The sequence below is a fragment of the Rhodococcus sp. 06-418-5 genome (genome assembly GCF_002258285.1).
In the GTDB taxonomy this organism is placed as follows: domain Bacteria; phylum Actinomycetota; class Actinomycetes; order Mycobacteriales; family Mycobacteriaceae; genus Rhodococcoides.
The window spans coordinates 122451-148018 of record NZ_NOYE01000031.1 but is presented as its reverse complement, the minus strand read 5'-3'; the positions used below and the strand labels follow the sequence as shown (position 1 = coordinate 148018).

Here is a 25568-nt window from a genome sequence, read left to right as displayed (position 1 = left end):
GGCTGACCCGGCCCGTGCGGGTCAGCCGATCTAGCCCTTGCGGGTCAGCTGATCGGCCACTGCGCGCAGCGCAGCGAGGTCGGAGACCTCGAACGGCAGCGACGGCACACCGACGATGGGCACCCGGGGGTGCGCACCGGTGAAGCGTCGAAGCAACCGCACCTCCCGCGCTGCCGTGACCGCGCGCTGGGCGTGGATCCGAAGGACTGCAGCGGTCAGGTCCGCGCCGGGGTCCTCGATTCGATCGAGCAGATCTGCGGCCGTCGCAGCGTGATCGGCCTGCACCGTCGACAACGTCGGGTGCGTCCGGTTCACCACCAAGCCGGCCAGCGGCATCTTCTCCGCGGACAACCGCTCCACGAAGAACGCTGCCTCGCGAAGCGCGTCCGGCTCTGCGGCAGCGACGACGAGGAAGCTGGTGCCGTCCTCGCGTAGCAACTGGTAGGTACGCGTCGCCCGCTCGCGGAAGCCACCGAACATCGAATCGAGCGACTGAACGAAAGCCGATGCGTCGGAGAGCATTTGGCTACCGATCACGGTGGAGACGCCGCGCATGGCCAAGCTCATCGCGCTGGTGACCACGCGGGTGATGCCGCGACCCGGAGCGGTGAGCAGTCGGATGAAACGGCCGTCGAGGAACGAGCCGAGTCTCTGCGGCGCATCGAGGAAGTCCAGTGCGTTGCGCGACGGCGGAGTGTCCACCACGATCAGATCCCACGACGAGTCGAGGGACAGCTGCCCCAACTTCTCCATCGCCATGTACTCCTGCGTGCCCGAAAACGACGACGCCACAGTCTGATAGAACGGATTGGCCAACACCTGCTCGGCCTTCTCCGGCGTCGAGTGCTCGATGACCATCTCGTCGAACGTGCGTCGCATGTTCAGCATCATCGCGTGCAGCTCACCCTTGGCACCGGCACCCAACTTCACCGGCTGCGGGCTGTTGTCGAGATCGCCGAGACCGAGTGCCTGAGCCAGGCGGCGGGCCGGATCGATCGTCAGCACCACCACGCGCCTGCCCTGCTCGGCGGCGCGCAGCGCCATCGCTGCCGCGGTGGTCGTCTTGCCGACACCGCCCGCCCCACAGACGACGACGATTCGCGACGTGGGATCGGTCAGTATGCGGTCGACATCGAGTTCGGTTGCTACTGGTCGCGTCATCGGACACCCTGTTCTGCGAGCTTGGCGGCGAGCTCGTACAAGCCGCCGAGATCGACACCGTCGGCCAACATCGGCAGCGACATCCGCGCGACGTCGAGTTCGTCGAGCGTGGTTGCGCTCTCCACCTGAGCCGAGAGCGTCGCCGCATGCTCGATCGATTCGGTGAGCAGCCCCGCGAAGTCCGCCTCGGACAACGTGATTCCGGTCTTGGCGAGACCGTCCTGAATGGCGAGGGCATCGATCTCGCCCCCGGCGATGGCGTCGAGGGACTCGGCAGGCAGGTACGTCGGTTCGGTGCGATTGACGATCACCGTGCCGAGCCGAAGATCGGCCGCCTCCAGCTCGCGCACAGCGTCGGCGGTCTCCTGGACCGGCAGCGCCTCGAGCAGCGTCACCAGGTGCACGACGGTGTCGGCCGAGTGCAGCAACCGCACCACGCCCTCGCTCTGTGAACGAACCGGACCGCCCTTGGCGAGATCTGCCATGGCCTTGGTGACGTCCAGAAAGTTTCCGATGCGGCCGGTCGGCGGCGAGTCGACGACGACCTCGTCGTAGATGCGGTTGCCCTTCTTGTCGGTCCGCACCACACATTCCTTGACCTTGCCGGTGAGCAGTACATCGCGCAGACCGGGTGCGATGGTCGTCGCGAACTCGATGGCACCGATCTTGCGCATCGCGCGGCCGGCGAAGCCGAGGTTGTAGAACATCTCGAGGTATTCGAGGAACGCGGTCTCGATGTCAATCGCCAGTGCGTAGACCTCACCGCCGCCGTCCGCCGAGGCGACCCGCGTCTCCTGCGGCGGGAGCTGCGGCACGTCGAAGAGCTGCGCGATGCCCTGTCGGCCCTCGACCTCGACCAGCAACACCCGTCGACCGCCTGCCGCGAGCGCCAGCGCCAATGCGGCAGCGACCGTCGTCTTGCCGGTGCCACCCTTACCGGACACGAAATGCAGCCGCGCGGCATCTGCCTTCGCCGGCCATCCCTCTTCGTTCGCTATACCCACACCCCGACCATATAGAGGTCGTCCCCGGGCGTCCGACCGAAGTCTCTAACTCTGCCCCGAGTGTCGGCGGAGTCGGTCGACCAATTGCCGGGTGTAGCCGTCGAGATCCGGAACTGCGTCGGGACAGGCGACCATGGCAACCGTGACCACGCCGGAGAACCCGAAGAAGCCGTGAGCGAGACATCTGCCGTCTTCGAGAAACCCGAAACCCGCCGAGAAACGCGCGACCGCACCACACAGCTCGAGATCCGCGCGGCCACGGTCGACACTGACCACGGTTGTCTGAGCCCCGACGCGCGCCGGAGAGCGGTCGCGTTTTCGGAATCGACGTCCCTGGACGAATCGGACGATCGGCGCGGGCACCCGCTCGTCCGCTCGCGCGATGCGAAGCAGTGGCGCGGCCGTCACTCTGGCTCGTTCGACTGCGAGCGACCGAGTGATCAGCTCGGCACGCTTCTCGAGATCGGGTTCGCCGACGTGGAGATCGACCGTTCCGACCACCGCGCGATTCGCTGCAGGCCACTCCGTATCGCGAGGCAGGACCATCGGGACGAACGCCGACACGATGCCTCCGGTCTCGGACAGTGCCCCGTGACCGTCACCGAGATACCGATCGAGGCACGGGCCGACGGCGCAGAGAGCGGACACCGTCAACGACGCGGCACCCACGCGGACCTCCGTCGCCTGCATCGGCACTATGCGGACGACTCGATACGGCCCCACGGCCCGGTTGATCGACGTGGCGGGCACCGCAGGCGGGCCGGGCGTCGTACCTCGGTAGGCGCGAATCGCGCGGCGGGCCTCCCACCGCGATCGCACGAGATCCACCGGTGCCCGGACCACCGCACTCAACACGCCGGCAACGGGGTGCTCCCGCTCGGGTTCGGTCTGCGGAGACGGTGCCGCGCCCGCCGAGGACTGTGCCTCGAACAGTGCGCGAACCATCCTCGATACGCCGAGCCCATCGGTCAGGGCGTGTCCGACCTGCAGTATCACCACCGTGACCGCTCCCTGCACCAGCGGAGCAGAACCGATTCCGCGCACCACGTGCGCGTGCCAGGAGTGGTCTCTCAGATCGAGACGGGTACGGAGCAGGTCGCCCATCAAGGCCTCGAAATCGGCCCAGGGAGCACCGCCGAGATCGTGGTCGGACATCCGTTCGGACACCGGGGACGTGTCGGGTACCCATCGCGGGTAGTCGAGGTTCAGCGGCGCCTCCCGAAGCCGTAGCCCCAGGCCGGGAACGAGGGGCACACGGGTCTCCATGTGCGCGACGACCTCCTCGAACGAGGGCGCGGCGCGATCGACCGAGTCGAACACCGTCAGGGAGAACTGGTCTCGAGAATCACCGAGGTTGCGCGCGAAGTGATAGATGGCGTCCTTGATATCGAGCCGATCCATGCGACGACTGTAGTTCCGGCACCGCGTGGGCGATAGGCTCGACAGTCATGAGCGAAAAGATCATCTGGGAGTACTTCACCGCACCGGTTCTGATTCATGCCACCAAGCAGATTCTCGACAACTACGGCTCCGAGGGCTGGGAGCTCGTCACGATCATGGCGGGACCCAACGGCGGCGACACGTTGGTCGCGTACTTCAAGCGTCCGAAGGCCTGAGCGCGTGGCGAACTGGAGCGAACGACTGTCCGAGCTGGGCATCGAGCTGCCCGACGTCGTCCCGCCGCTGGCGGCCTACGTCCCGGCGGTGCAGGTGGGCTCGCTCGTCCACACCTCCGGCCAGTTGCCGATCGTGGACGGAAACCTGACGTCCGTGGGCAAGGTCGGTGCCGACGTCACCGCTGAGGACGCCACCGCTGCGGCACGCATCTGTGCCCTGAACGCGCTCGCCGCCGTGCACGCGCTCGTTGGCATCGATTCGGTGGCCCGGGTGATCAAGGCGGTCGGGTTCGTCGCCTCCGCGCCGGGATTCACCGGTCAGCCCGGGGTGATCAACGGGGCGTCGAACGTCATCGGTGAGATCTTCGGCGATGCGGGCAAGCACGCGCGCTCGGCTGTGGGTGTCGCCGAACTGCCCCTCGGTGCTTCGGTGGAAGTGGAGCTCATCGTCGAACTGCGCTGACGCGCAGTGGTGTGTTTGTGTGCCCTCTGGGGCGCTCGACCACGCCACTGCGGCGTAGCCGCACATGTCACTGGGGCGTAGCCGCACTGATCACCTTCTGTAGGTGCAGGCCGCGGTGTACCGAGCATTCGTGATCGACACCCTTGTCGACCGACTCGAGGAATTCGTCCAGCAGGACGGCGAAGCAGTCGGTCGACGAGGTCGATCTATCGGTGAGTGTCTCGACTCCGTCGGTGCCGCTGAGTTCTATCCGCATCAGAGACGGCATGATCGGCGTCCGCAGGGACAACTGCACCGTGCTGCGGGCTCCGCCTTGGTGTTCGAGCAGCACCGTCCAACTGTCCGACGCCACCTCTCGGTGCGAGTAGGCAACGCGCGCAATGGTTCCCAGCGCTGCATCGAGCAGATCGAACACGTGTGGTCCGATGTCGAGGATTGCCCCGTCGTCGTGTCGCCACTGGGAGTTCGCATACGCCCCGCCGAGGACGGCACCGGAAAACCAGGTTCCCGAGCCCGCGGCCCACGCTCGACCGGCGGCCGCGTCGAGGAATCGCCTTGTCTCCGGGGCGAACCGGAGAGTCAGCGTCACCATCGAGCGCACGCCCGCTGCAGTCACCGCCGCTGCCAGTTCCTCGGCCTCGGCCACTGTTGCGGCAATCGGCTTGTCCAGCAACACATGTTTGCCTGCCTGGACCGCGCGGAGCGCGTACCCGGCTTGCACGGCCGGTGGTACCGCGAAGGCGACCGCGTCGACCGCGCTCAGCAGGGCTTCGAACGATTCGAAGACCGGTGCCCCCATCTCGGCCGCCGCCTCGGGCCGTCGGGCCCACACTCCGGCGAAGTCGACGGCGGGATGAGCGAGCAACGAGGGGGCTTGAGTCTTGCGGGCCCAGGGGCCCGCTCCGACGAGTCCGATCTTCATAGGTGTCGACGGTAGTCCGCATGGACACGAGCTGGGGTCGGCGACCTACAGTGTTTCAATGGCCGTTTCGAATCCCCAGCATCCCGCGTACGGACTACGCCGGCAGGTGACGCCGACCGCGTCGGTTCTGCTCGCCGACAACCCGGGCAAGATGACCCTCGACGGAACCAACACCTGGATTCTTCAGGCACCGGGGTCCGAGGAGTGCATCGTCGTCGATCCGGGGCCGAAGGACCGAGCCCACCTCGACGCCGTCGCCGCATCGGGCACGGTGGTGCTGACCCTGGTGACCCATCGCCACGCCGATCACACCGGTGGGCTGAAGCGTTTTCACCGAAAGACGGCGGCTCCGGTGCGCGCGGTCGGGGAGAAGTTCCTGCACGGGGACGGCGCTGCTCTGGCCCACGGCGAGGTCATCGAGGCTGCGGGTCTTCGGATCGAGGTTCTGCACACGCCGGGTCACACCGCGGATTCGGTGAGTTTCGTGCTCGACGACGCGGTCCTGACGGGAGATACCGTCCTCGGCCGCGGCACCACGGTGCTCGACCCGAAGGACGGCTCGCTCGCGGATTATCTGCAGTCGTTGGACCGGCTCGAAGCGGCCGGTGCGGGAAAGACCGTGCTTCCCGGTCACGGGCCGGAGTTGCCGGACACCGCCGAGGTGGCGCGGGCGTATCGCGCTCACCGTCGGCAGCGGCTGGATCAGGTTCGCTCGGCGCTCGCCGAACTCGGCGAGAACGCGAAACCGATGCAGGTGGTACGCCACGTCTATGCGGACGTGGACAAGAAGTTGTGGCCTGCTGCGCGGATGTCGGTCAAGACGCAGCTGGCCTACCTCCGCGAGAGCTAGCGAGCTCGGCGTGCCAGACGCTCGGAGTCCGAGATCAGCACGGACTTGCCTTCGAGGCGCAGCCATCCGCGGTGTGCGAAGTCGGCCAGTGCCTTGTTGACGGTCTCGCGAGAGGCACCGACGAGCTGAGCGATCTCTTCCTGCGTCAGGTCGTGTGTGACGCGCAGCGAGCCCGCTTCCTGGGTGCCGAAGCGCTGGGCCAGCTGCAGCAGCGCCTTCGCGACGCGTCCGGGAACGTCGGTGAAGATGAGGTCGGCCAGGTTGTTGTTGGTGCGCCGCAACCGGCGGGCCAGCACGCGCAGCAACTGCTCGGCGATCTCGGGGCGCTGATCGATCCAGTCCTTGAGCGCAGCTCGATCCATGCTGACCGCGCGCACCTCGGTGACCGTGGTGGCCGAGGACGTACGGGGGCCGGGGTCGAAGATCGACAGCTCGCCGAACATGTCCGACGGTCCCATGATCGTCAGCAGGTTCTCGCGACCGTCGGGGGAGCGTCGCCCGAGCTTGATCTTGCCGGAGACGATGATGTAGAGCCGGTCTCCGGGCTCACCCTCGTTGAACACGACGTGTCCGCGGGGGAAATCGACAGGCTGCAGCTGCTTCGTCAGTGCCGCAACCGCAGAGGGTTCGACTCCTTGGAAGATGCCGGCCCGTGCCAGGACGTCGTCCACTTGCGCTCCTTTTGGGATGTCGGTGACGCGGCAACCCGCACCATCGAAAGCGTTTGTACACAGTTCGTGCCATGCACCGAACTGCGGTGCAGTTCAGGCGTCGACGCCGACCAGATGATCAAACACAACAATTACCTCAGGGGAGTCTACTTCGAGTCGGTGGAAACCGAGTGATCGACGCCACCACAGGTTGGCAGAGGTCTCGGGTGTGTGTTCCCGTTCACCTCAAATTCATCGAAATTACGACCAATGGGACGAAACGTGCGCTCAGCTGGCTCGTTGGTCGACCATGCCGTCGCGCGTGTCGATGGTCCGCGGCGGGGTTTGGCGGCGTTTGCGGGTGTTGAATCGGGCCAGTGCGTGCGGGAAGCCCTCGTTCGCCAGAGTGGCGACCTCGGACGTGCTCGCCTGATCGAGGAACTCCTGTACTTCCTGCTCTCGGACGCCGAGCTTGCTGAGCCGGAACTCGACGCGTTCCATCGCGAGTGCGAAGAGCATGAGTAGTACCGGAAAGAGCACCACGGCGAGTCCTTGCATACCGGCCAGTTAACACCGAAAAGGTCTCGATACAAACACAGCCCACTGCTGCCGCGAGGAACGTTACGCATTCTTGTCCGTACAGTTGTGGAGTGGATTCGACAGCTCCGAAACGCCCCGACGTGCGCAAACGCGAAGAGACGCACCTCGGGCTCGTGCGCCGAGCTCGGCGGATGAACCGGACGTTGAACACTGCCTTCCCGCACGTGTACTGCGAACTGGACTTCACCACGCCCCTCGAACTCGCCGTCGCGACCATCCTGTCCGCGCAGTGCACCGACAAGCGCGTCAACATGGTCACCCCGGCACTGTTCGTGAAATACCGCACAGCACGGGACTACGCCGAGGCGGACCGCACCGAGCTCGAGGAGTACATCCGCACCACCGGGTTCTACCGAAACAAGGCGAACTCACTGATCGGACTCGGACAGAAGTTGCTGGAGAACTTCGACGGCGAGGTGCCCGCGACGTTGAAGGATCTCGTCACGCTTCCCGGGATCGGCCGCAAGACGGCCAACGTCGTGCTCGGCAATGCCTTCGATGTTCCGGGAATCACCGTCGACACCCATTTCGGACGGCTCGTGCGGCGGTGGCAGTGGACCGAGGAGGAGGACCCGGTCAAGGTCGAGCACGCCGTCGGCGCACTCATCGAACGCAAGGAGTGGACGCTGCTCTCGCATCGAGTCATCTTTCACGGTCGACGCGTCTGCCACGCTCGTACACCCGCATGTGGGGTGTGCGTCCTCGCCAAGGACTGCCCGTCCTTCGGCACCGGTCCGACCGACCCCGCCGCTGCGGCCGCGTTGGTGAAGGGCCCGGAAACCGACCACCTCCTCGCCCTTGCCGGAATCGTGCCGTGAACAGATCTGCCCTGCGGTGGTCACTGGTCGCTCTGATCCTGGTGGTCGGGATGGTCTACGCGCTGTGGCCCCGAAGCGACGCGCCGACCGCCCAACCCACGGACTCTCCCGGCCTCGGGCAGCGGGCACCGGGCACGGACGAGCGTCGCGCAGCCGACACCGCCGAGGCCCTCGCCCCGCTGCGGCGCGACGCAGGGCTGGCCGCATGTCCGACGTCGTCGGGTGCCGCATCCGGTCCGCTGACCGGCATCACCCTCGAATGCATCGGCGACGGCTCGTCCGTCGACCTCGGCCAGGTACTCGCGGGCCGACCGGCCCTGCTCAACATCTGGGCGTACTGGTGCGGGCCCTGCGCCGAAGAGCTGCCCTACCTGCAGCAGTACGCCGAACGGGCGGGCGAGAAGATCGAGGTCCTGACGGTGCACAACGACGCCAACGAAGCCAACGGCCTGACTCGGCTCACCGACTACGGCGTCACGCTGCCCGGCGTTCAGGACGGCGCGGGCAGAGTCGTCGCCGCCGTCGGAGCGCCCAACGTGCTGCCCGTTTCCGTTTTGATATCTGCGGATGGCACTGTCGCCAAGGTGCTGCCACAACCCTTCCGGAGCGTCGACGACATCGCCGACGCCGTCCGCGTGAACCTCGGAGTCGACTCGTGACCGCACCCGACTGGCTCGGGCGCATGATCGACGTCGCAGGCAGGGCGGGCGGACTCACCGACACCACCGGCACCAACCCCGTGCTGCAGCGTCAAGCGCCGCCGTCCGACCGGCCGCGGTCCGCCGCCGTGCTGGTGCTGTTCGGCGGCACACCCGTCGCCGATCCCGGTGCGCCCGGCGGACTGCCTGCCGACGCCGACGTCCTGCTGACCCAGCGTGCATCGACACTGCGAGATCACAGCGGGCAGATCGCCTTTCCCGGCGGAGCCACCGACCCGGGCGACGACGGCCCGATCGGCACGGCACTGCGGGAGGCGCAGGAGGAGACCGGGCTCGACCCGGCAGGCGTCGTCGCGTTGGCGACGATGCCAGGAATTTACGTTCCGCCCTCGCGCTTCGACGTGGTTCCGGTGCTCTCGTACTGGGAGCGGCCGACCCCGGTTCGCGTCGTCGATCCCGGCGAGACCGAGAGAGTGGTGCGAGTTCCGTTGCGCGAGTTGCTCGATCCGAACAACAGATTCCAGGTACGCCACCCTGCGGGATACCAGGGTCCCGCGTTCGCTGTGCAGGGCATGCTGGTGTGGGGCTTCACGGGCGGTATCCTGGCGGGTCTGCTGGCTGTATCGGGCTGGGAGCCCGAGTGGGACACGGGGGACATACGCGATCTGGAGGCCAGCTTGACTGCGGTAGGAGCGAGGCTCGATCGGTGACAGGTTCAGGGTGGGTCGATATCGCGGTGGTTGCCATCGCACTGCTGGCGGCGACGTCGGGATGGCGGCAGGGGGCGGTGGCGTCGGCGCTGGCGTTTCTCGGTGTCGTGCTCGGGGCCGTCGCCGGCATTCTGGTGGCACCGCACGTGCTCGAACACGTCGACGGTTCGCGGACGCGGGTGTTCGTCGGAATCGCGCTGATCGTGGTGTTGGTGATCGTCGGTGAGGTGGCCGGCATGGTTCTCGGTCGGGCATTGCGCAGCGGAATCCATTCGCGCGCAGCACGATCGGTCGACAGCACCATCGGTGCCGGGTTGCAGGCCGCAGCCGTTCTCGCGGCCGCGTGGCTGCTCGCCATTCCACTGACGTCGTCCTCGCAGCCCGAGGTCGCCAGCGCTGTACGCGGCTCGACGGTTCTGGGCAAAGTCGACGAGGTGGCACCCGACTGGTTACGTCAGGTGCCCAAGGAATTCTCGGCGCTACTCGATACGTCCGGGCTTCCCGACGTCATCGGACCGTTCGGACGCACTCCGGTCGCGAACGTCGCCGCACCCGATTCCGGGATCGCAGCGGGACCGATTCCGGTGCAACTGCAATCGAGCGTCATCAAGATCAACGGCATCGCGCCGAGCTGCCAGAAGGCGTTGGAAGGTTCGGGTTTCGTCGTCGGATCGGATCTGGTGATGACCAATGCACACGTCGTCGCAGGCACGTCCGAGGTGACGGTCGATTCGCCCAACGGACCGCTCGACGCCGACGTCGTGCTGTTCGACCCGGAAGAAGACGTTGCCGTGCTTCGGGTTTCGGAGCTTCAGGCCCCGGTCTTGCCGTTCGCGCCGGCACCTGCCGAATCCGGAACCGACGCCATCGTGCTCGGCTACCCCGGGGGCGGGCCGTACACGGCGAGCCCGGCGCGCATCCGCGAGATCATCAACCTCAGCGGACCGGACATCTACCGCACCGGCACCGTCCAACGCGAGGTCTACACCGTCCGCGGATCGGTGCGGCAGGGCAATTCCGGTGGACCGCTGGTCAACTCGTCCGGTGAGGTACTCGGTGTGGTGTTCGGCGCGGCGGTCGACGACCCCGACACCGGATTCGTGCTGACCGCGTCGGAGATCGCGGACGAGCTCGCGCAGAGTTTCGATGCCCCGGTGCCGGTGGGCACGGGCGACTGCATCGTCTAGCGCTCGCGCACGACCCGCAGGATCTCCTCCGACACCACGTCGGGGGATTCCTGGTGCACGTAATGCCCCACGTCTCGCACTGTTCGACGCGTCAGCCCCGGAGCCCAGTGCCGATCTCTGTCGAGGGTGGTGGGCAGGACGTACGGGTCCAGGTCGCCGCTGATCTGCGCGACGCGAATCGAGGTGCGGACGTCCACGGCGTCCATGAAGCGGCGGCCGTCGGAACGGAACTGACTGCGGAACGCCCACCGCTGATATTCCAGTGCGCAGTGCGCAGCCCCCGGAATACGGATGGCCGACCGCATCTTGGCCGTGGTGTCCGCGAAATCCTCGGTGCGCTGCCACGCGTTCCCGGCGCGGCTGCTCATCAGTTCTTCCACCGCGACACCGCCTCGACGCGTCAGCAGTCTCTCGGGGCGCAGCGGAACCTGGTAGCGAACGAAGTGGGGCAGCAGGGCGGCGCGCTGCGCCGAGTCCTTCAACACGGAGCGACGCAGAGAGATGGGATGCGGCGCGTTGACGAGCACCATCGAGTTCACCAGGCGGGGGTGCAGCGCTGCACTGGCCCAGCAGACGAGACCGCCGTCGGCGTGGCCGACGAAGGTGGCGTTCGGGTAACCGAGTGCTCGAACCAGGCCGACGATGTCGCCCGCCAGGGTCCACCCGTCGTAGCCGCGTGGAGGCTTGTCGGAGTCACCGTATCCGCGCAGGTCGACGGCAATGGCGCGAACACCCGACCGCGATAGCGCCTCGAGTTGGTGTCGCCAGGAGTACCAGAAGTCGGCGAAGCCGTGCAGCAGAACCACCAACGGTGCGTCCGGCGCGTGCTCGCCGACCTCGACGACATGGAACCGAATTCCGTTGGCGTGGATGTCGCGGTGGATCCACTGTCCCGGATATCGGACCGTGGACGGATCGGGCTGATTCATACTGCTCGACTCGCCGGGCTACTACTTCTTGTAGCCGGGAACTCCGGGGATGGAATCGTGCTGGTTCGGCAGCACCGTCGACGCCTGCTTGAGCGAGTCGATGGTCTTCTCGGGCTTGCGCAACTTCTTGACCCTGCGGTATCCGAGGAATCCGAACAGGGCCGCCGCCAACACCATGACGGCGAACACGATCAGGAATGCCGCCCAGCGGTAGAGCCACACGTCCAGCAGTTCGGCGGCGAAGAAGAAGAAGAAGAACGAGCTGAACAGCAACACCGTCAACGCGATGATGAAGAAGACGCTGCCCTGCAGTCCCTTCTTGACCTCGCCGGTGACCTCGGCCTTGGCGAGGGCGACTTCGGCGCGTACGAGCGTCGAGACCTGAGTGGTGGCGTCCTTGACGAGGTTTCCGATGCTGGCGCTACCAGGGGTGCGGGCATCGACATCGGTCAGAGGTATCGACGAAATCGTGTTCGGGACGCCGTTGCCGTATCCCTTGTCATTGCTGACGCTCAACTCTCGACCCCTTGTAATTGCTCTGCTCGGTGTTGTGCGGAAGATCGTATCGACAGTAGTGCCTAGGTAGCAGATTAACTGTTTCCCGCTAGTCGAGCGACGCTCGGCTGTCGTGGCCGGGTACCTCCGCGTCCGCGAGGGCAAACACGACAATGTTGCACGAACCGGCAACGAACAGCCCCGGGGCGTGAAATTCTCAGGTGTTCATCAGGTAATTTGCAGGGAACTTCCCCCTTCAGGAGCATTCGTGAGTTCAGCACACGCCGTCACCGCCGACGGCGCCATTCCCGCACCCCAGGTGCCGCGGTCGCGCATCGTGATCGCCTCGATGGTCGGCACGTCCATCGAGTTCTTCGACTTCTACATCTATGCCACCGCCGCAGTGCTCGTCTTCCCGCGTCTGTTCTTCCCCGCGGGCAACGACACCACCGCTCTGCTGGCGTCGTTCGCGACCTTCGGCCTGGCGTTCATCGCGCGGCCCGTCGGGTCGATTCTGTTCGGCCACTTCGGCGATCGCATCGGACGCAAGGCGACGCTCGTCGGCTCCCTGCTGACGATGGGTGTCGCGACGTTCGCGATCGGACTGTTGCCGACGTACGCCGCGGTCGGCCTGTGGGCTCCGGCTCTGCTGGCGATCATGCGCTTCACCCAGGGCGTCGGTCTCGGCGGCGAGTGGAGCGGGGCAGCGTTGCTGGCCACCGAAACCGCCAAGCCGGGCAAGCGAGCGTGGGCGGCGATGTACCCGCAGCTGGGCGCGCCGATCGGCTTCTTCTTCGCCAACGGCATCTTCCTGCTCATCGTCATCGCGACGGGCTACGACTCCGTGAACTCGGGCACCGATCACGCGTTCCTCACATGGGGTTGGCGAATCCCGTTCCTGCTCAGCGCCGTCATGGTCATCATCGGCCTGTACGTGCGGCTCAAGCTGGAGGAGACGCCGGTGTTCAAGCTGGCCGTCGAGCGGGGCCAGAAGGTCAAGACCCCGCTGGCGCAGGTGTTCAAGACCAGTTGGCGTCAGCTGATCATCGGAACGTTCGTCATGCTCGCCACCTACACGCTGTTCTACATCATGACCACGTGGGTGGTCAGCTACGGAACGGGCAAGGTGGCCGACGTCAACGGCCCCAAGCTGGCCATCCCGTACACCGACTTCCTCGAGCTCCAGCTGATCGCGGTGCTGTTCTTCGCGGCGCTGATTCCGGTGGCCGGACTGCTGGCCGACAAGTACGGCCGTCGCCCCACGCTGATCGTCATCACGTCGGCGATCGTGCTGTTCGGTCTGTCGTTCCACTGGTTCGCAGATCCGGCGTCCGCCTCGGCAGGCAAGATGCTGGTGTTCATGTGCGTCGGCCTCGGGCTGATGGGCCTGACCTTCGGACCGATGAGTGCCGTTCTGCCCGAACTGTTTCCGACGAACGTTCGGTACACGGGCTCGGGAATCTCGTACAACACCGCGTCGATCCTCGGTGCCGCAGTCGCACCGTTCATCGCCACCTGGCTGGTGAGCAGCTACGGCGTCGGCTGGGTGGGCGTGTACCTCGCCATCGCCGCAGCGTTGACGCTGATCTCGCTGATCATCATGAAGGAAACACGAGATCAGTCGCTCGACAGCGTGTAGAGCGGCTGCGCCGCACGTGAGCGGAAATTCGTAGCAGGGGTCGAATTTCCGCTCACGTGGGTCCGCTCGTTTTCGTCCGCTGCGACGATTGACGGGCGATTGTCAGCAACTTGATCGCACATCCTCAGGATCGGGGGCAACAGTGATCGACTGTGACCGTCCTCGAACGCGACATCGCTCGCCCGCGCTGGGCAATGCCCACTCTCGCCGCCCTTCTCGTTGCGACCGCAGGGGCCTACGCCCTCGATCTGAACCGCGAGCACTGGGGTAATTCCTTCTACGCAGCCGCCGTTCAAGCTGGCTCGGTGAGCTGGAAGGCCTTCCTCTTCGGTTCGTCCGACGCCGCGAACTCCATCACGGTGGACAAGCCGCCTGCGTCGCTGTGGATCATGGAACTGTCCGTGCGGATCTTCGGCCTCAACTCGTGGTCGTTGCTGCTACCGCAGGTGCTGATGGCTGTGCTGAGCGTGGGAATCATGTACGCGATCGTCGCCCGTCGATTCGGCTACGGGGCCGCATCGATCGCGGGCGCAGTACTGGCGACGACGCCGACCTTCGCCCTGATGTTCCGCTACGACAATCCCGACGCCCTCCTCACCCTCACCTTGTTGGGGGCAGCGTGGGCGATGCTTCACGCGCTCGAGGACGGGCGAACTCGATGGTTGGTGCTCACCGGAGCTGTTGTCGGCCTGGGGTTTCTGACGAAGCAACTCCAGGCGTTCCTCGTCGTGCCGGCTCTTGCCGTGACGTACGCGGCGTTCGGTCCACCGAGGCTCGGCGTTCGACTTCTCCAGCTACTGGCGGCCGGTGCGGCGGTGCTCGTGACGGCCGGGTGGTGGGTCGCGATCGTCCAGTTGGTTCCGGCTGCCGACCGGCCGTGGGTCGGCGGGTCGAAGACCGACAGCATTCTGGACCTGACGTTCGGTTACAACGGCCTGGGCCGACTGACGGGAAACGAACACGGCGGCGTCGCGGAGTCGTTTTCGGGCAGTGCAGGCCCGGCCGGGCACGGTGCGCAGACGGGAATCACCCGCTTGTTCGCGGATGCCCAGGGTGGTCAGATCTCGTGGCTGATTCCGGCTGCGCTGGTGCTCGTGGTGGCGGGAATCATCATGCGCGGCACAGCTCCTCGACGGGACTTCGCTCGCGCCTGGTTCGTGATGTGGGGATTGTGGCTCGTCGGGTGCTCGCTGGTGTTCAGCTTCATGTCGGGCACCTTCCACTCGTACTACACGATCGTGATCGCGCCGGCGATCGCCGCGATCGTCGGCGCTGCCCTGCGTGAACTGTGGGTGCGACGCGAGAGAGTTTGGGCGCGTGTGATTCTCGCGCTCGTTTCGGCTGTTACCACGGCAACGTCGTTCGTCTTTCTCGCCCGCACTCCCGACTTCGTGCCGTGGCTGCGGTGGGTCGTGTTGGCAGCGGGAGTGATCGTGGCCGTCGCGCTGCTGTTCCGGGGATCTCGGCAGGCATCGATGGCGTTGGGAGCAGTCGCTCTGGCTGTCGCGTTGGCGGGGCCGGTCGCGTATGTCGCCGACACTGTCGTCACCCCGCACAGTGGGGGAGGTCCATCGGCGGGCCCCTCGATTCCGTCCGAGGCGGCAGGGTCCAGAACCGGAGTGCCCGACGACAATGCCGGGCACTCGGCGCACTTCACTGCCCAGGCACCGGACGACCAACTCACCGGGCTGCTCGAATCCGATGCACAGCACTACACCTGGGTGGCGGCGACGATCGGATCCAACGCCGCCGCGGGCCTACAGCTCGCGACCGACGACCCGGTGATGCCGGTGGGCGGGTTCTCCGGAACCGACCCGTCGCCCACGCTCGACCAGTTCCGGGCCGACGTGGCAGCCGGAAAAATCCACTACTTCATCGCCGGCACCGACAAGAACCGACCGTCGGCGATCGCTGACTGGGTGACAGCGACCTTCACACCCGAAACCGTCGGCGACTACACGGTGTTCGATCTGAGCGGCTGCGCCGCATGTGAGTGAAACCTCGTAGCAGGCTACGAAGTTTCACTCACATGGGAGCGCTAGCGACCCTTCGTGATCGCCTCGAACACCTTGGGGTCGACGAGGGTGGACACGTCGCCGAGTTCGCGGCCCTCGGCCACGTCGCGCAGCAGGCGGCGCATGATCTTGCCCGATCGGGTCTTCGGCAGCTCGGGAACGATGGAGATCTCCCGCGGCTTGGCGATCGGCGAAATTTCCTTGGAGACCTGAGCTTTGAGTTCGGCGATCAACGCATCGCCGGTGTTCTCCTCGCCGCCGCGCAGGATGACGAATGCGACGATGCCCTGACCGGTGGTCTCGTCGGCGGCACCGACCACTGCGGCCTCGGCGACACTGTGATGGCTGACCAGGGCCGACTCCACCTCGGAGGTGGAGATGCGGTGGCCGGAGACGTTCATGACGTCGTCGACGCGGCCGAGGACCCACAGGGCACCGTCCTCGTCGTACTTGGCACCGTCACCGGCGAAGTACCAGCCCTCCTCGGCGTAGCGCGACCAGTACGTTTCCTTGTAGCGGTCCATGTCGCCCCAGATGCCGCGCAGCATCGACGGCCACGGCTCGTCGAGGACGAGATAACCGTTGCCGCCGTTGCCCAGTGGCTTGGCGTCGTCGTCGACGATCTTGGCGGAGATACCGGGCAGCGGGGCCATCGCGGAGCCCGGCTTGGTGGCGGTGACGCCGGGCAGCGGGGAGATCATGATCGCGCCGGTCTCGGTCTGCCACCAGGTATCGACGATCGGGGCGCTGCCGCCGCCGACGACGTCGCGGAACCAGCGCCACGCCTCGGGGTTGATCGGCTCGCCGACGGAACCGAGCAGACGGATCGAGGACAGATCGTGGGCCTCGGGGATTTCCTTGCCCCACTTCATGAACGTGCGCACGAGGGTGGGAGAGGTGTAGTAGATCGAGACCTTGTACTTCTCGATGACGTTCCAATGCCGGTGCTCGTCGGGCGAATTGGGCGTTCCCTCGTAGACGACCTGCGTGGCGCGGTTGGAGAGCGGGCCGTAGACGATGTAGGAGTGTCCGGTGACCCAGCCGATGTCGGCGGTGCACCAGTAGACGTCCTTGCCTGCCTTGTGGTCGAAGACGTTGTGGTGGGTGTACGAGGTCTGCGTCAGGTAGCCGCCGGAGGTGTGGATGATGCCCTTGGGCTTACCCGTCGTACCCGAGGTGTAGAGGATGAACAGCGGATGCTCGGCCGGGAAAGGCTGTGCCTCATGTTCTTTCGATGCCTTCGCGACGGTCTCGTGCCACCACAGATCGCGTCCGTCGGTCCAGGCGACGTCGGAGTCGGTGCGCTTGACGACGAGGACGTGTTCGATCGAAGCCGCCCCGTCGACGGCCTCGTCGACGGTGTCCTTGATGGGTGCGGGCTTGCCGCGTCGCCACTGGCCGTCGGTGGTGATGACGAGCTTGGCTTCGGCGTCGTCGATGCGTGAGCGCAGTGCGGTGGCCGAGAAGCCGGCGAAGACGACCGAGTGGGTCAGGCCCAGGCGTGCGCACGCGAGGATCGAGACGATGGCCTCGGGGATCATGGGCATGTAGATCGCGACGCGGTCTCCGGAGACGAGGCCGAGTTCGGTCAGGGTGTTGGCGGCCTGGCTGACGTCTGCGAGCAGATCGGAGTAGGTGACGTCGCGGCTGTCGCCTGGCTCGCCTTCCCAGTGGATGGCCACCTGGTCGCCGTGTCCGTCGAGGACGTGGCGGTCGACGCAGTTGTAGGCGACGTTGAGCTCGCCGTCGGCGAACCACTTGGCTACGGGGGCGTCGGACCAGTCGAGTACTTCGGTGAACGGGGTGTGCCAGTGGAGTCGGCGAGCCTGTTCGGCCCAGAAGCCGAGTCGGTCCTCCTCGGCGGCGGCGTAGAGCTCGGCCCCGGCGTTCGCCGTAGCCGTGAACTCGGCCGACGGCGCGTAGGAGGCAACCGCGGTCTCGTCGGTTCCGGAGGTACTGGTCGTCATCTCGAATAGCTCACTTTCGTCCGGTGCATTTCGCTCATGAAACTGCACTCCCGTGCCTGTCTCGAGCCCCTTGTGAGGGTAGTCACATGTGATGGCGATCGCACCGTTGCAATCGCCTGCAACCCCCTGATCTGCGGTGATCGGTAGTTTCTGCACGCTGGGCGGTCATCGGGGCCGTCGGCGTGGACCCGTGGCGACGAGGATGTCCGAACTGTGAGAAATCGACTTGCCGAAACGTTTCGATCATGTTTCCGGCTTACTCACGGGTCAGCAAAAGTTGGGGGAGTTCACATGTTCGTTTCAGGATGTGTCTAAAGTCCATCCCATCAGATCGTTGGAACGGCCCACCTGCCGTGCCATGCGGTCGCCCACGAATCCCCGGGCGTCGCGCCCGAGGAACTGAGCACGGATGACCCCGTGTTCACATCTGGATGGAGGATTTTCTTGCGTATCAAACGTGCCGTGGTAGTCACCACGGCTGTGCTGATGAGTGCGAGCCTGCTCGCCGCCTGTGGCGGTGGAGGCTCGAGCTCCGGTGGCAGTTCCGACGGGATCTACAGCATCTACATCGGTGAGCCGGAGAACCCGTTGGTTCCCGGAAACACCACCGAGAGCGAAGGCAGCCAGGTCCTCGAGGCCCTCTTCACTCCGCTGGTCACGTTCAACGACGAGGACAACAGCGTCGAGTACAACGGCGTTGCCGAGTCCGTCGAATCCGAGGACAACACCACCTGGACCGTCAAGCTCAAGGACGGCTGGACGTTCCACGACGGCACCCCTGTCACGGCCGAGTCCTACACCAAGGCCTGGAGCTACAACGCGTTGAGCACCAACGCATTCGGTGCCTCGTACTTCTTCGAGAACATCGAAGGCTACGCAGATCTGCAGGGCAGCGAGACCGCCGAGCCCACCGCGACCGAACTGAGCGGTCTGAACGTCGTCGACGAGACGACCTTCACCGTCAAGCTCACCGGACCGTTCGCAATCTTCCCGCTGACTCTCGGTTACACCGCGTTCGACCCACTGCCCGAGGCGTTCTACGCCGACCCGACCGCATACGGCGCCCGCCCGATCGGTAACGGTCCGTTCAAGGCCGACTCGGACTTCGTTCCGGGACAGGGATTCACCGTCACCAAGTACGACGACTACGCAGGCGACAACCCCGCCCAGTCCGCAGGCGTCAACTTCAAGGTCTACACCGAGGTGAGCACCGGCTACAACGACGTTCAGGGCGGCGGACTCGACGTCATGCTCGACCTGCCCGAGGATGCGTGGGCCACCGCCCGCGACACGTTCGGTGACCGGTACGGTGAGCGCGCTCGCCCGGACATCACCTCGCTCGGCTTCCCGACGTACGACCCGCGGTTCCGGGATCCGAACGTGCGCAAGGCATTCTCGATGGCCATCGATCGTCAGGCCATCGCAACCGCGATCTTCACCGACACCCGCACCCCCGCAGACTCTTTCGCTTCTCCCGTCGTCGACGGCTACCGCGAGGATGCATGCGGTGCCACCTGTGAGCTCAACGCGGACGAGGCCAACCGTCTGCTCGACGAGGCCGGTTTCGACCGTAGCCAGCCGGTCGACCTGTGGTTCAACGCCGGAGCAGGTCACGACTCGTGGATGACCGCCGTGGGCAACCAGCTTCGCGAGAACCTGGGTGTCGACTACGCACTCCGCGGCGATCTGCAGTTCGCCCAGTACCTGCCGCTGCAGGACGCTCAGGGCATGACCGGTCCGTTCCGCTCGGGCTGGATCATGGACTACCCGTCGATCTACAACTTCCTCTCCCCGCTGTACTCGGCGTCGGCTCTGCCGCCGGCCGGTAGCAACGCGACCTTCTTCAACGATCCGGCCTTCGACGCCGCACTGGCAGAAGGAAACAACGCTGCAGATATCGACGCTGCAACGGAGGACTACCAGAAGGCAGAGGACATCTTGATCGACCAGATGCCCGCGACCCCGCTGTTCTACGGCCTGAACCAGGCCGTGTGGTCCGATCGCGTCTCCGACGTCAAGATCGACAACCGAGGCAACATCGTTCTCGAGGACGTCGTAGTCAGCTGACGACGCACCCAGGTGGGTGGCAGCCGAGCATGATCGGTTGCCACCCACCGGGTCTCGTTCAACCGTGGGTCGCATGAGTCCCACACCGACCTGCGCCGGCAAGACCCGAGGCGCAGGTTCGTCCCTTGTTCAAGGAGAAGACACACAGTGGGTCGCTACATCACTCGCCGATTACTGCTGACGATTCCCGTCCTGATCGGCTCCTCGTTCTTGATCTTCGCGATGGTCTACGCGCTGCCGGGTGATCCCATCCGCGCCCTCGCCGGAGATCGTCCCCTCGCACCGGGCGTCGTCGCCCAGCTGCGAGAAGATTTCAACCTCGACGACAACCTCTTCGTGCAGTACTTCAAGTACATCGGCGGCTTCTTCCAGGGCGACTTCGGCACCGACTTCTCCGGACGCCCCGTCCTCGACACCATCGAGCGGGCACTTCCGGTCACGGTCCGGTTGACCATCGTGGCCGTCGTCATCGAGACCGTCATGGGCATCGCCGCAGGTGTGCTCGCCGCCCTCAAGCGCGGATCGTTCTTCGACAACCTGGTGCTCATCTCGACGACGCTGCTGGTGTCGGTCCCGGTGTTCGTTCTCGGCTTCATCGCCCAGTTCACCCTCGGTCTGAAGTTGGGGCTCTTCCCGATCTCCGGCATCAACGACGGCTGGTCGAGCTTCCTGCTGCCCGGCCTCGTGCTCGCATCGCTGTCGATGGCCTACGTCGCGCGGTTGACCAGGACATCGGTCGCCGAATCGATGGCCGCGGACTACATCCGCACCGCGAAGTCGAAGGGAATCAGCAACCGCCGCATCATCGTTCGGCACGCGCTGCGCAACTCGTTGATTCCCGTCGTCACCTTCATCGGTGCCGACGTCGGTGGACTGCTGGGCGGTGCCATCGTGACCGAAACGGTGTTCAACCTGCCCGGTCTCGGTCGCGCGATCTACGACGGCCTGGCCCGTCAGGAAGGTGCCGTCGTCGTCGGCATCGTGACGCTCTTCGTGTTCTTCTACATCTTCTTCAACCTCGTGGTGGACGTTCTCTACGCGGTTCTCGATCCAAGGATTCGCTATGAATAAAGAAGATTCGAGCGCAGCTCAGCACGCCGCAGAGGAGGGCCAGCCCGGGAACGTCGTCACCGGCGAGGCCGTCGAGTTGGTCGGTCAGGCCAGCCTGTGGGGCAACGCGTGGAAGTTTTTGCGGAAGAGTCCGTTCTTCATCATCGGCACGTTCCTGCTGTTGGTGCTGTTGGTGATGGCGGTGTTCCCGCAGCTGTTTGCCCGCGGCATCGATCCGCGAGTGTGTTCGCTGTCCGATTCCCGTCAGACTCCCAGCGCTGCACACTGGTTCGGCACCGACGTCCAGGGCTGCGACTACTACGCCAACGTCATCTACGGTGCTCGGATCTCGCTGTCCATCGGTGTGCTCTCGGTCATCGGAGTGCTGGTCATCGGCGTCCTCATCGGTGCTCTCGCCGGGTACTTCGGTGGAATCACAGACAGCATCCTGGCGCGCTTCACCGATGTGTTCTTCGGCATTCCGCTACTCCTGGGTGCCCTGATCCTGCTGACCGTCACCGCCCAGCGCACCATCTTCACCGTCTCGCTCGCCCTGGTGGCCTTCGGCTGGATGACCGCGATGCGTCTGGTGCGATCGTCGGTGATCTCGATCAAGAACAGTGAATACGTCCAGGCTGCACAGGCATTGGGAGCGTCGACCTACCGCATATTGGTGCGACACATCCTGCCCAACGCTCTGGCTCCGGTGATCATCTACGCCACCATCTCGGTGGGTACGTTCATCGCGGCCGAGGCGACGCTGACCTTCCTCGGAATCGGATTGCAAGCTCCCGAGATCTCCTGGGGCCTGCAGATCAACCTCGGTCAGAACGTGTTCCTGACGGCACCGCACCTGGTGCTGTTCCCGGCCGCGTTCCTCTCCGTCACGGTGCTGGCGTTCATCATGCTCGGCGACGCACTCCGTGACGCACTCGATCCGAAACGGAACTGACATGAGTACTGCGAAGGACACCGTTCTGAGCGTGACCGATCTGACGGTCGAGTTCGAGGTCGAGAAGGTGTGGCGCAAGGCGGTCGACACCGTCTCGTTCACGGTCGCCTCCGGCGAGGTGCTGGCCATCGTCGGTGAATCCGGCTCCGGCAAGTCGACCACCGCCATGGCCGTCCCGGGTCTGCTGGCCGATAATTCGCGGGTGTCGGGCAGCATCAAGCTGGGTGAGAAGGAACTGGTCGGGCTGCCCGAGAAGCAGCTCGCACCCATCCGCGGCAAGAACGTCGCGGTGATCTTCCAGGAACCGATGACGGCGCTCAATCCGGTGTACTCGATCGGCTGGCAGATCACCGAGGCCATTCGGGCACACACTTCGCTGTCGAAGAAGGAAGCCAAGGCGCGGGCCGTGGAACTCCTGAAGCTCGTCGAGATGCCGGATCCGGAGACGCGGGTCGACTTCTACCCGCACCAGCTCTCCGGTGGTCAGCGTCAGCGCGCCATGATCGCCCAGGCACTGTCCTCGGATCCGTCCCTGCTGATCGCGGACGAGCCGACCACGGCTCTGGACGTGACGGTGCAGGCCGAGATCCTCGACCTGATGCGAGACCTGCGTAACCGAATCGATGCGTCGATCGTGCTCATCACTCACGACATGGGCGTGGTGGCCGACATGGCCGATCGCATCGCGGTGATGAAGGACGGCGTCATCGTCGAAACCGATGCTGCGCACACTATTTTCAAGAACGCGTCGCATCCGTACACGCAGCAGTTGCTTGCCTCGGTTCCGCACCTGGGCAGCAGCATCGAGGCCGTGACCGCCGGGAGGATCGCCGAGCCGAGTGCCGTCGAGGAGACCCGGGCACTGAGCATCGTCGACGGTGTCATCGAGTATCCGGGCCGCACCGTGTTCCGGGCCGTCGACGGGGTCAGCCTCGACATCGAGATGGGTGAGGTCGTCGGGCTCGTCGGTGAATCGGGCTCGGGTAAGTCCACGATCGGCAAGGCCGTGGTGGGACTGAACAAGCTCACCGGCGGCTCGTTGTCGATCGCAGGGGTCGACATCACCAACCTGTCGAATCGTGAGCTGCGGTCGGTGCGCAGCAAGGTCGGCATCGTGTTCCAGGATCCGGGTTCGTCGCTGAACCCACGCTGGCCGATCGGACAGTCGATTGCCGAGCCGATGCTGTTGCACACCGAGCACAGTGCTGCAGAGCGGAACCGCAAGGTCGAGGAATTGCTCGACCGGGTCCACCTGTCGCGGACCATGCGCAACCGCTACCCGCACCAGCTGTCCGGCGGTCAACGTCAGCGAGTCGGTATCGCGCGGGCACTCGCCCTGGAGCCGACGCTGCTGGTGGCCGACGAACCGACGTCTGCGCTCGACGTGTCGGTGCAGGCCAAGGTGCTCGAGCTGTTCAAGGAACTCCAGCACGAGTACGGGTTCGCATGCCTGTTCATCAGTCACGACCTCGCTGTCGTGGAGGTGCTGGCCAAGCGCATCGCGGTGTTGAACAAGGGCAAGTTGGCCGAGTTCGGTACGACGGATCAGATTCTGCGTCGGCCGACCAACGAGTACACCAAGCGGTTGCTCGCGGCCGTTCCGGTGCCGGACCCGGCCGAACAGGCCAAGCGTCGTCAGGCGCGCGCCGAGCTGTTGGCGGCCGGAGCGAAGTAGGCGAAAACGCCGAGTGGGGGAGGGGGTACCGTCGTCTGTCGTGACGGACCCCCTCGCCCCACTGCTGGAACTACCTGGAGTTCTCGACTCCGCCGAACGTGCGCGCGACGCTCTGGGCGCGGTGCATCGGCACAAGGCCAATCGTCGGGGATGGCCGGCCACCGCCGCCGAGGCCGCGGTCCGTGCGGCTCGCTCGTCGTCGACGCTCGAGGGCGGTTCGATGGATTTCCCCCGCGAGGGCGAAGAAGGCGACCCCATTCTGGCGGGTGCGCTGCGAGTCGCGGCCGCCCTCGACGGTGATGCGCTGCAGAACACGGTCTCGACGTGGAAGCGCGCACCGCTGCAGACCCTCGCACGACTGCACCTGTTGGCCGCAGCCGACCTCGTCGACGACGCCTCCGAGCTCGGCCGTCCCCGCAGCGATGCAGGTGTCGGCGAGCGACTCGACCTCCTCGCACAGCTGGTGACCGGTGGAACGTCGGCACCGGCCCCGGTGATCGCGGCGGTGGTGCACGGTGAACTGTTGACGCTCAAAGCTTTCGGATCGGCCGACGGCATCGTTGCGCGGGCTGCATCGCGACTGGTGGCAGCGTCGTCGGGATTCGACCCCCACAACCTGGGAGTACCGGAGGTGAGCTGGATGCGTCGGGCGAATGCCTACCGAGACGGCGCGACAGGATTCGCGGAGGGTACGGCAACCGGCGTCGGGAGTTGGGTGATCCTGTGCTGCGGGGCATTCGAAGCCGGTGCGGCAGAAGCGACTTCGATTGCCGAGGCTGCTCAGTAGGAGTTGTGCACACGTAAAAGGGCCGCGAGCGGAGCCTGCAGTAGTGAGCATATAAAAGGGCGGCGATGCCGACTTGCGTCGACGTCGCCGCCCGTTAGCACGGAGCGCCTGGTTACCAAGCGTGCACAGGTGGGCTGTGATGGACTACCACGTGGCCTCGGCGAGAATTCGACGGTGATGAGGTCATCCCTGCAACCGGTGCAGGGTTCTTGCTGATCACTGACGAATGTCGCAGGCCCACAGCGCTTCTGCCATTAGGTGGCAAGCTCCGCGTGGGTGCCGGTGTCCGTGCTGGGAATCCCGGTCGGGAGAGCGAATCTTCTCTTCCGATTCGTTCTTGGCCTTCCGTTCTTCCGTACGTCATTTGTACCCCGTGACGCTCCTCACATCAAGGGGTTGGACGTCATCTTTTTCTTCGGAGCAGTCCGTAGGTGATCGCGCCGGCCGCGAGAGCGCTGAAACCTGCTGCGGCGCTTGCTGCTACGGTTTTGCCTGACGGGGTCTGGATTCGTGATCGCAGCGAGACCGGGTTGGAGAAGGTGAGAATCGGCCATCCGCGGGAGGCCGCTTCCTTGCGCAGTGCACGATCGGGGTTGACCGCCGTGGGATGCCCGACTGCGCGCAGCATCGGCACGTCGGTGATCGAATCCGAGTACGCGTAGCTCGACGCCAAGTCGTAATCATGTTGCGCGGCCAAAGAGTTCATGGCGTCGACCTTGCCCTCGCCGTAGCAGTAGAAGTCGACCTCGCCGATGTACTTGCCCTCCACGGTCACCATCGTCGTCGCCATGCTGTGATCGGCCCCCAGCAGCTCGGCGATGGGGCGCACGATCTCGTCACCGGACGCCGAGACGACCACGACGTCGTGTCCACGGAGCTTGTGGTCGGCGATGAGATCGGCGGCTTCGGCGAACACGAGGGGGTCGACGATGTTGTGCAGCGTTTCGGCGACAATTGCTCGCACCTGTTCGACGTCCCAGCCTGCGGTCATGCTCGCGATGTGCGCGCGCATGCGCTCCATCTGGTCGTGATCGGCTCCGGACAGCAGGAACAGAAATTGTGCGTAGCTGCTCTTGAGAACGGCGCGCCGGTTGATGAGTCCTTGGTCGAAGAACGGCTTGCTGAATGCCAAAGTGCTGGACTTGGCGACGATCGTCTTGTCGAGGTCGAAGAATGCCGCGACGCGCGCTGTGCGTCGGCCGGCCGGGACGTCGTCGTTGCTCGCGCTCTGGGTCACGTTTGTCACCATAGTGGCCGGTGGTGACCGTTGGATGTTGCGCGGTGCCACTGGCGGACTCGGTTCGACGCGGTCGAGAAAAGCCGACGGTTGAACTTGCAAACAAGGACGTCCA

Annotated in this window: 24 protein-coding genes; 14 read left to right on the top strand and 10 right to left on the bottom strand. The window is 65.4% G+C overall.

Annotated elements, in window-relative coordinates; translation table 11 throughout:
- Nucleotides 1-30: 30 nt before the first annotated feature.
- The 3 genes from CH274_RS22010 to CH274_RS22000 are packed head-to-tail and all read right to left on the bottom strand — an operon-like array spanning nucleotide 31 to nucleotide 3566.
- Nucleotides 31-1161, bottom strand: coding sequence for an ArsA family ATPase (locus CH274_RS22010; RefSeq protein ID WP_032395265.1), 1131 nt, complete (start codon nucleotides 1159-1161; stop codon nucleotides 31-33).
- Nucleotides 1158-2165: an ArsA family ATPase gene (locus CH274_RS22005; RefSeq protein ID WP_094658935.1), complete on the bottom strand. Its 1008-nt coding sequence runs from the start codon at nucleotides 2163-2165 to the stop codon at nucleotides 1158-1160. The genes CH274_RS22010 and CH274_RS22005 overlap by 4 nt, the downstream gene beginning before the upstream one ends.
- Nucleotides 2166-2210: 45 nt before the next feature.
- Entirely contained in the window at nucleotides 2211-3566 is a 1356-nt protein-coding gene (locus CH274_RS22000) for a wax ester/triacylglycerol synthase domain-containing protein (RefSeq protein ID WP_094658934.1), read from the bottom strand.
- 47 nt (nucleotides 3567-3613) lie between these two features.
- Here CH274_RS22000 and CH274_RS21995 point away from each other — a divergent pair, with 47 nt between their 5' ends.
- A complete protein-coding gene (locus tag CH274_RS21995) occupies nucleotides 3614-3781 on the top strand; it encodes a DUF4177 domain-containing protein (RefSeq protein ID WP_094609297.1) in 168 nt (55 codons plus the stop codon).
- A 4-nt stretch (nucleotides 3782-3785) separates the two neighbouring features.
- A complete protein-coding gene (locus tag CH274_RS21990) occupies nucleotides 3786-4244 on the top strand; it encodes a RidA family protein (protein ID WP_032395261.1) in 459 nt (152 codons plus the stop codon).
- A 67-nt stretch (nucleotides 4245-4311) separates the two neighbouring features.
- Here the strand turns inward: CH274_RS21990 and CH274_RS21985 are convergent, their stop codons facing one another.
- Nucleotides 4312-5166, bottom strand: coding sequence for a Gfo/Idh/MocA family protein (locus tag CH274_RS21985; protein WP_094658933.1), 855 nt, complete (start codon nucleotides 5164-5166; stop codon nucleotides 4312-4314).
- A 58-nt stretch (nucleotides 5167-5224) separates the two neighbouring features.
- Here CH274_RS21985 and CH274_RS21980 point away from each other — a divergent pair, with 58 nt between their 5' ends.
- The gene (locus CH274_RS21980) at nucleotides 5225-6016 is read left to right on the top strand and encodes an MBL fold metallo-hydrolase (RefSeq protein WP_032395259.1); all 792 of its coding nucleotides are present in this window, start codon (nucleotides 5225-5227) and stop codon (nucleotides 6014-6016) included.
- On the opposite strand, the gene CH274_RS21975 is transcribed toward CH274_RS21980, so the two are convergent.
- Together CH274_RS21975 and CH274_RS21970 are read right to left on the bottom strand one after the other, a co-directional pair.
- Complete coding sequence (locus CH274_RS21975) at nucleotides 6013-6687, bottom strand: Crp/Fnr family transcriptional regulator (protein WP_027494494.1); 675 nt, start codon at nucleotides 6685-6687, stop codon at nucleotides 6013-6015. The two genes, CH274_RS21980 and CH274_RS21975, sit on opposite strands and share 4 nt — an antisense overlap.
- 267 nt (nucleotides 6688-6954) lie before the next feature.
- Nucleotides 6955-7224, bottom strand: coding sequence for a hypothetical protein (locus tag CH274_RS21970; RefSeq protein WP_094658932.1), 270 nt, complete (start codon nucleotides 7222-7224; stop codon nucleotides 6955-6957).
- A 92-nt stretch (nucleotides 7225-7316) separates the two neighbouring features.
- Here CH274_RS21970 and nth point away from each other — a divergent pair, with 92 nt between their 5' ends.
- Genes nth through marP form a run of 4 tightly spaced genes read left to right on the top strand, consistent with a single transcriptional unit; the run spans nucleotide 7317 to nucleotide 10640 of the window.
- Nucleotides 7317-8084 (top strand): endonuclease III, encoded by a 768-nt coding sequence (gene nth, locus CH274_RS21965; protein WP_032395257.1) that lies wholly within the window; start codon nucleotides 7317-7319, stop codon nucleotides 8082-8084.
- Between the two features lie 50 nt (nucleotides 8085-8134).
- A complete protein-coding gene (locus CH274_RS21960; RefSeq protein ID WP_179275841.1) occupies nucleotides 8135-8743 on the top strand; it encodes a TlpA family protein disulfide reductase in 609 nt (202 codons plus the stop codon).
- A gap of 23 nt (nucleotides 8744-8766) precedes the next feature.
- Nucleotides 8767-9453 carry an NUDIX hydrolase gene (locus tag CH274_RS21955; protein ID WP_094659133.1) on the top strand — a complete coding sequence of 229 codons (687 nt, stop codon included), beginning with the start codon at nucleotides 8767-8769 and terminating at the stop codon, nucleotides 9451-9453.
- Complete coding sequence (gene marP, locus CH274_RS21950) at nucleotides 9450-10640, top strand: acid resistance serine protease MarP (RefSeq protein WP_032395255.1); 1191 nt, start codon at nucleotides 9450-9452, stop codon at nucleotides 10638-10640. The genes CH274_RS21955 and marP overlap by 4 nt, the downstream gene beginning before the upstream one ends.
- On the opposite strand, the gene CH274_RS21945 is transcribed toward marP, so the two are convergent.
- Together CH274_RS21945 and CH274_RS21940 are read right to left on the bottom strand one after the other, a co-directional pair.
- A complete protein-coding gene (locus CH274_RS21945) occupies nucleotides 10637-11569 on the bottom strand; it encodes an alpha/beta fold hydrolase (RefSeq protein ID WP_094646660.1) in 933 nt (310 codons plus the stop codon). The two genes, marP and CH274_RS21945, sit on opposite strands and share 4 nt — an antisense overlap.
- A gap of 21 nt (nucleotides 11570-11590) precedes the next feature.
- A complete protein-coding gene (locus CH274_RS21940; protein ID WP_032395253.1) occupies nucleotides 11591-12085 on the bottom strand; it encodes a phage holin family protein in 495 nt (164 codons plus the stop codon).
- Between the two features lie 247 nt (nucleotides 12086-12332).
- Here CH274_RS21940 and CH274_RS21935 point away from each other — a divergent pair, with 247 nt between their 5' ends.
- Together CH274_RS21935 and CH274_RS21930 are read left to right on the top strand one after the other, a co-directional pair.
- Nucleotides 12333-13703, top strand: a complete 1371-nt coding sequence (locus tag CH274_RS21935) for an MFS transporter (RefSeq protein WP_045200857.1) — start codon at nucleotides 12333-12335, stop codon at nucleotides 13701-13703.
- A 152-nt stretch (nucleotides 13704-13855) separates the two neighbouring features.
- Nucleotides 13856-15700, top strand: a complete 1845-nt coding sequence (locus tag CH274_RS21930; protein ID WP_256993660.1) for a glycosyltransferase family 39 protein — start codon at nucleotides 13856-13858, stop codon at nucleotides 15698-15700.
- A 41-nt stretch (nucleotides 15701-15741) separates the two neighbouring features.
- Here the strand turns inward: CH274_RS21930 and acs are convergent, their stop codons facing one another.
- A complete protein-coding gene (acs, locus tag CH274_RS21925) occupies nucleotides 15742-17685 on the bottom strand; it encodes an acetate--CoA ligase (RefSeq protein ID WP_045198427.1) in 1944 nt (647 codons plus the stop codon).
- A gap of 444 nt (nucleotides 17686-18129) precedes the next feature.
- Between acs and CH274_RS21920 the strand changes: the two genes are divergently transcribed.
- The 5 genes from CH274_RS21920 to CH274_RS21900 all read left to right on the top strand — a co-directional run bounded on the left by CH274_RS21920 (nucleotide 18130) and on the right by CH274_RS21900 (nucleotide 24216).
- Nucleotides 18130-19752 carry a peptide ABC transporter substrate-binding protein gene (locus CH274_RS21920; protein ID WP_256993659.1) on the top strand — a complete coding sequence of 541 codons (1623 nt, stop codon included), beginning with the start codon at nucleotides 18130-18132 and terminating at the stop codon, nucleotides 19750-19752.
- Nucleotides 19753-19899: 147 nt separating this feature from the next.
- Nucleotides 19900-20823, top strand: coding sequence for an ABC transporter permease (locus CH274_RS21915; RefSeq protein WP_094628735.1), 924 nt, complete (start codon nucleotides 19900-19902; stop codon nucleotides 20821-20823).
- On the top strand, nucleotides 20816-21754 hold the full coding sequence (locus CH274_RS21910; RefSeq protein ID WP_094628733.1) for an ABC transporter permease: 939 nt from the start codon (nucleotides 20816-20818) through the stop codon (nucleotides 21752-21754). The genes CH274_RS21915 and CH274_RS21910 overlap by 8 nt, the downstream gene beginning before the upstream one ends.
- A 1-nt stretch (nucleotide 21755) precedes the next feature.
- Nucleotides 21756-23429, top strand: a complete 1674-nt coding sequence (locus tag CH274_RS21905; protein ID WP_094628731.1) for an ABC transporter ATP-binding protein — start codon at nucleotides 21756-21758, stop codon at nucleotides 23427-23429.
- Nucleotides 23430-23469: 40 nt separating this feature from the next.
- Nucleotides 23470-24216 (top strand): hypothetical protein, encoded by a 747-nt coding sequence (locus CH274_RS21900; protein ID WP_032395248.1) that lies wholly within the window; start codon nucleotides 23470-23472, stop codon nucleotides 24214-24216.
- Nucleotides 24217-24619: 403 nt separating this feature from the next.
- Here the strand turns inward: CH274_RS21900 and CH274_RS21895 are convergent, their stop codons facing one another.
- Nucleotides 24620-25465 carry an HAD-IB family hydrolase gene (locus tag CH274_RS21895; RefSeq protein WP_256993658.1) on the bottom strand — a complete coding sequence of 282 codons (846 nt, stop codon included), beginning with the start codon at nucleotides 25463-25465 and terminating at the stop codon, nucleotides 24620-24622.
- Nucleotides 25466-25568: the final 103 nt, after the last annotated feature.